Here is a 324-nt window from a genome sequence, read left to right on the forward strand (position 1 = left end):
GTGGCACCCACGTCGGTCCACGCCAGCGTCTTGTCGTACAGGTTGACCATGACCACGTCCGGCTCCTTGCGGGCCAGCCGGGAGGTCTCGTACACCTGGGCCAGGTCGTCACCGTTGACGAGGTTCTTGACGCGGAGCCCCGGGTTCTCCCGGTGGAACTCCTTGACGACCGCGGTGTACGTGGCGGAGCCGGGTGCCGTGGTGCCGAGCTGGGTGTGCACCACCAGGGTGCCGGGATCGGAATCGGCCGAAGCGAGCGAGGAACAGCCGGACACAGCGGGGATCGCGGCAGCGGCGGCGAGGCCGGAGCCTGCGGCGAGGAAA

The 324-nt window shown here is 69.4% G+C and carries 1 pseudogene; it reads right to left on the minus strand.

Annotated features, from left to right (window positions below):
- Positions 1–324 (minus strand): annotated as a pseudogene (locus tag ACFV3I_RS18750) (carbohydrate ABC transporter substrate-binding protein); the annotation flags it as partial.

The sequence above is a fragment of the Microbacterium sp. NPDC059771 genome (assembly GCF_042732495.1).
Taxonomy (GTDB): domain Bacteria; phylum Actinomycetota; class Actinomycetes; order Actinomycetales; family Microbacteriaceae; genus Microbacterium; species Microbacterium sufflavum.